The organism is Actinoalloteichus spitiensis RMV-1378, assembly GCF_000239155.1.
GTDB classification, from domain to species: Bacteria; Actinomycetota; Actinomycetes; order Mycobacteriales; family Pseudonocardiaceae; genus Actinoalloteichus_B; species Actinoalloteichus_B spitiensis.
Window position 1 is genome coordinate 1 of sequence record NZ_AGVX02000588.1, and the last position, 4,661, is coordinate 4,661.

The 4,661-nt window shown below is 73.1% G+C and carries 3 protein-coding genes; 2 read left to right on the plus strand and 1 reads right to left on the minus strand.

Features of this window, described 5'->3' with window-relative positions; all coding sequences use genetic code 11:
- Positions 1 to 170: 170 nt before the first annotated feature.
- The gene (locus ACTIDRAF_RS0222130; protein WP_016700895.1) at positions 171 to 644 is read left to right on the plus strand and encodes an OsmC family protein; all 474 of its coding nucleotides are present in this window, start codon (positions 171 to 173) and stop codon (positions 642 to 644) included.
- 130 nt (positions 645 to 774) lie between these two features.
- Here the strand turns inward: ACTIDRAF_RS0222130 and ACTIDRAF_RS30510 are convergent, their stop codons facing one another.
- The gene (locus tag ACTIDRAF_RS30510) at positions 775 to 1,164 is read right to left on the minus strand and encodes a GNAT family N-acetyltransferase (RefSeq protein WP_342626698.1); all 390 of its coding nucleotides are present in this window, start codon (positions 1,162 to 1,164) and stop codon (positions 775 to 777) included.
- Between the two features lie 1,713 nt (positions 1,165 to 2,877).
- On the opposite strand from ACTIDRAF_RS30510, the gene ACTIDRAF_RS30515 reads away from it, so the two are divergent.
- Positions 2,878 to 4,515 carry a carboxylesterase/lipase family protein gene (locus ACTIDRAF_RS30515; protein WP_016700897.1) on the plus strand — a complete coding sequence of 546 codons (1,638 nt, stop codon included), beginning with the start codon at positions 2,878 to 2,880 and terminating at the stop codon, positions 4,513 to 4,515.
- The last annotated feature ends 146 nt before the right edge of the window (positions 4,516 to 4,661 follow it).

The following is a 4,661-nucleotide window of genomic DNA, read 5'->3' on the forward strand; positions in this document are numbered from 1 at the left end:
CACGACCCCGGTCCCGCGCAACCACAACAGCGGCCCGAGCGGACCCGCCACCACACCCCCAGCGACACCCGCACCGGACCGCCCCACCACGACCAGATGTTCCCGTCGGTGGTGAGCGGTAGCGTCCCGCACCGTCTCCCGACACACGGGAGCAGGGAGGAACACGAGCGATGAGCAAGGAACACCACTACGCGGTCACGGTGCGCTGGACCCCCCAGCCCGGGCAGGACACCTCGTCCTACCGCTCCTACACCCGTGACCACGACCTGGTGGTCGAGGGCAAACCCGCCCTCCAGGGAAGCGCGGACCCCTCCTTCCGCGGTGACCAGTCCCGGTGGAACCCCGAGGAGTTCCTCGTGGGCGCGCTCTCGGAGTGCCACCTCCTGACCTACCTGGCGCTCTGCTCGACCCAGGGCGTGGTGGTCACCTCCTACGAGGACGCCGCCACCGGCCTGATGCGCATGGAGCGGGCCTCCAGCGGCAGGTTCGTCGCGGTCGTCCTCAACCCCGTGGTCACCGTCACCGACGCCAGCATGGTCGAGCGAGCGGAGGAACTGCACGCCGCCGCGCACCGCGACTGCTTCATCGCGAACTCGGTCAACTTCCCCGTGCGGCACCAGCCGACCATCCGCGTCGCCAGCTGAGCACCGCCCCCACCAGCCACCCCCAGGCGTCCCACGACAGCCCGGGCAACGAGGGGCCGGGTCCACCCGCGACACGGCCCCTCACCACGGGACACCCCGACCCGCCTCACGGACAACGGCGCGGCGAACCTCAGCCGACCACCAGCGGCCGTTGCCACAGGGCCGTGTCCCACCAGCGGCCGTGCTTGAAACCCACTCCCACCAGCCGCCCCGCCTCGGTGAATCCATGCCGCCGGTGCAACTCGGCGGAAGAGGCATCACCGGAATCGGCGATCACCGCGATCATCCGCCGCGCGCCCGCGCGAGCCGCCTCACCGAGCAACCGGCTCAACAACGCGCCTCCGATGCCCAGACCCGTGCGGTCAGGCCGCACATAGATCGAGTCCTCCACCGTGTGCCGATAGGCGGGCTTGTCACGCCAACTCCCGGCATAGGCGTACCCCGCGAGGCCCCCGCCACCTCGGCCACGAGGAACGGCAGGCCCCGGGCGGTGACATCGGCCAGGCGACGTCCCCACCACTCCACCGAGGGCGGCACCTCCTCGAAGGTGCTCACCGTGTCGGTCACGTAATGGGCGAAGATCGCGGCCACCTCAGCCAGGTCACCAACACGTGCGGGACGGACCAGCACCGGACCCACCCGCCCCGGACTTTCCTCTCCAGCGGACACGAAAGATATTCTATTGGCCGCCGCGGACAACGCCTCCGCCGAACGCAAGGCATGACACTGCACGACCTTGGCCACCGCAGCCTCGATGAGCGTCAGCACGCTCTCCGCCGTCGAACGCGGCGAGAAGGCAGCCACCACCACCGAGCAGGACCGGGTCGTGCCGCACCGCGCCAGCCACCACGACCACCTCCACGAGGCCAGGGGAGGGCACCAGGAGCCCCTCACCCCCGTGCCCGGACCCACCTCCATCTGGGTCCGCCGCGCACTGCCACCCGGGGTGCGACACGGGAGAACTCCCCGCCGCCCCACCGGGCTCCCACGGCTTCGTCCTCGTCGAGCCAGGAACACTCGCACTCACCGTCGGCAGACCACCGATAACCCTGGAAGCCAGCGACTCCGCCTACTTCGCCTCCCACGACGCGCACCGCTACGCCAACCAGGAAGCGGCGGGCCGCGTGCACCTGGTGGCCACGCTGGACACCCGACCACGGCACCCCAGGACCACGCCGCAACGGTCACCCGCACCGCCCCGGTGGTGTTGGAGGACCTGCCTCCCACGGTCGTGCGTGTCAGGCCACCGCCCGGTCCGCCCCCAGCTCCGCTCGCCCCCCACCATGCGGCTCCCGACGCCACCGGCGCCCGGCTCGACCTGACGTTCCACACCGTGCCCGACCGGCGGGCGGTGGAGACGGCCGCAACGCCCAGGAGAACCACGAGGCGCCCTCCCGCGCGGGACGGCGCGGTGGCGACCCCCTCCAGGAGGCCACGCCGGTGCCGACCACCGCGCGAGCCGCGCCCCGCTGGCACGCAGGTCTCCCGGCAGGCCCGGCCCCGAGGGAACGACTCCTCCCCGCGGCCAAGCCGGACCCCACCCCACCCGACCACCCCGCACCCCTCCGACCACCTCGGACCAGCGACACGACCCGGGCGACCACACCGGAAACCACCGGCCCTCCACCCACCCACGCCAACCACACTGGAAGGTTGGTGCGATCCACGACCGGCCACCAACCGCCGAACACCCCAATCCCCAGCTCCCCTCCCGTCCACCGCCCGGCCCCTCACCCCACCACCAACCGGACCTGGCGTCGATCACGCACCGTTGATACCCTGTCACGGGCGGCCCCTGGACCCGGCCGCCCGTCATCTCCGCAACCGGGCACCAACACGGGACGCGGCGCGCATCCGGTGGCACCCGACCACGGCCACCACGCACCCACCCGACACCCCCGGAACACCGTCGGACGCCCGCCAACCACGCCACAGCGCGCCCCGGCCGGCACCGACCACCCCGCGAGACGACACGCACCAGCTCGTCCACCCCCGAACCACCGCCACCGCGACGCCAGCAGCGCCCCCTGACCACCCGGGGAGCAGCCGCCGGCCACGCGGCGGCACCCGTCCCACCCACCAGCCGATCCCACCCGCGGGGACCGGCCACCCGACCGCGACACCCACAACAGAGCGAACACCGCACCCGACGAGGACACCCGCGCCTCGCCGGTCGGACACCGCCACCCTCCTCACGACGTCGCGGTCGGCAACGACCACCACGGAGTGACCCATGCGGCCCCCACACCACCCCCACACCGCACGACACCGCCCCCTGCCCACCACCCTCGCCCTCGCCGTCGTCCTCGCGCTCCTCATCCCGGCCGCCCTCGCTGCCCACCCACCACCCGCTCCGGACCCAACCCTGGTCAGAGTGGACAGCGGGCTCCTCCGAGGACACCAGGACACCGACCACCGCGACTTCCTCGGCATCCCCTACGCCGCACCCCCCGTCGGCGACCTCCGCTGGCAGCCGCCCCACCCACCACCACACTGGACCGGCACCCGCGACGCCACCAAACCCGGCCCCCGCTGCGCCCAGGGCCCCGGCCTCGGCGGCACCCCCGCCAGCACCGCCGAGGACTGCCTCTACCTCAACGTCACCACCCCGCTCCCCACCACCCACCACCACCCAGCCCCGGTCCTGGTGTGGATCCACGGCGGCGGCTTCACCACCGGCGCCGGCAGCGACTACGACCCCCGCGCCCTCGCGGCGAACGGACTGGTCGTGGTCACCCTGAACTACCGCCTCGGCGTCCTCGGCTTCTTCGGCCACCCCCAACTCCCCGGCAGCGGAACCTTCGGCCTCGCCGACCAACAGGCCGCCCTGACCTGGGTCCACCGCAACATCACCGCCTTCGGCGGCGACCCCACCACCATCACCCTCGCCGGCGAGTCCGCCGGCGGCATGAGCGTCTGCACCCACCTCACCTCACCCACCGCCCACGCGCTCTTCCACCGAGCCATCCTCCAAAGCGGTTCCTGCTCCGCCGTCTTCCCCCACAACGCACTCGGTCCCGGCGACCCCGGACACCTGCCCTGGCGCTCCCTCACCCGCACCGAGGAAGCCGGCCAACGCACCACCGCCACCCTGGGCTGCCACGACGCCGACGACCCCCTCCGCTGCCTCCGCGCCCTGGACGTCACCGCACTCACACCCCACCACGACGACTTCACCCAACCCGCGTTCGGAACCCACCTCATCCCGCTCCCACCCCCCACCGCCCTCGACCAGGCCGCCGTCCACCGGGTCCCCGTGCTCATCGGCACCACCCGGAACGAGATGACCGGTGTCGCCTCGACGCTGCACGGCCCCTTCGGCGACGACGACTACCTCCACCTCCTCCGGGACACCTTCGGCCCCCGCGCCGACACCATCGCCACCCACTTCCCCGCACCAGCACACCCCAGCCCGGCCTCCGCCTGGGCCGCCCTCAACACCGCCCGCGCCGTCAGCTGCCCCGTCCTCACCGAAGCACGCTCCTGGGCCAACCACGTCCCCACCCACACCTACGAGTTCGCCGACCAGCACGCCCCCAACCCCGGACACCCCCGCCGCCCCGACATCCCCCTGGGTGCCAGCCACGCCTCCGAACTCGGCTACCTGTTCGACTGGGCCGGCGTCACCGCACGGCTCACCCCCGCACAACGACGCCTGGCCCACGACATGATCGGCTACTGGGCCCAGTTCGCCCGACACGGCGACCCCAACCACCCCGGCGCACCCACCTGGCCCGCCCTCACCCCCTCAGACCCCCACCCCACCACCCTGTCCCTGGCCCCCGGACCCACCGGAATCCGACTGACCGACCCCCACACCACCCACCACTGCCACCTGTGGCAGGACGACACCCCCGCCGCCCTCGACTGACCCACCCCACCAGCCTCCGGCCCGCCACGGCCGCACACCACCGCACGGGGGAGGGGAGGGCACCACCACGCCACGGCCACCACCGGCCCGACACCGGCGTGGCCCTCCCCGCACCCACCCCCGCACCGTGGAAGAGTTCCCCCCGC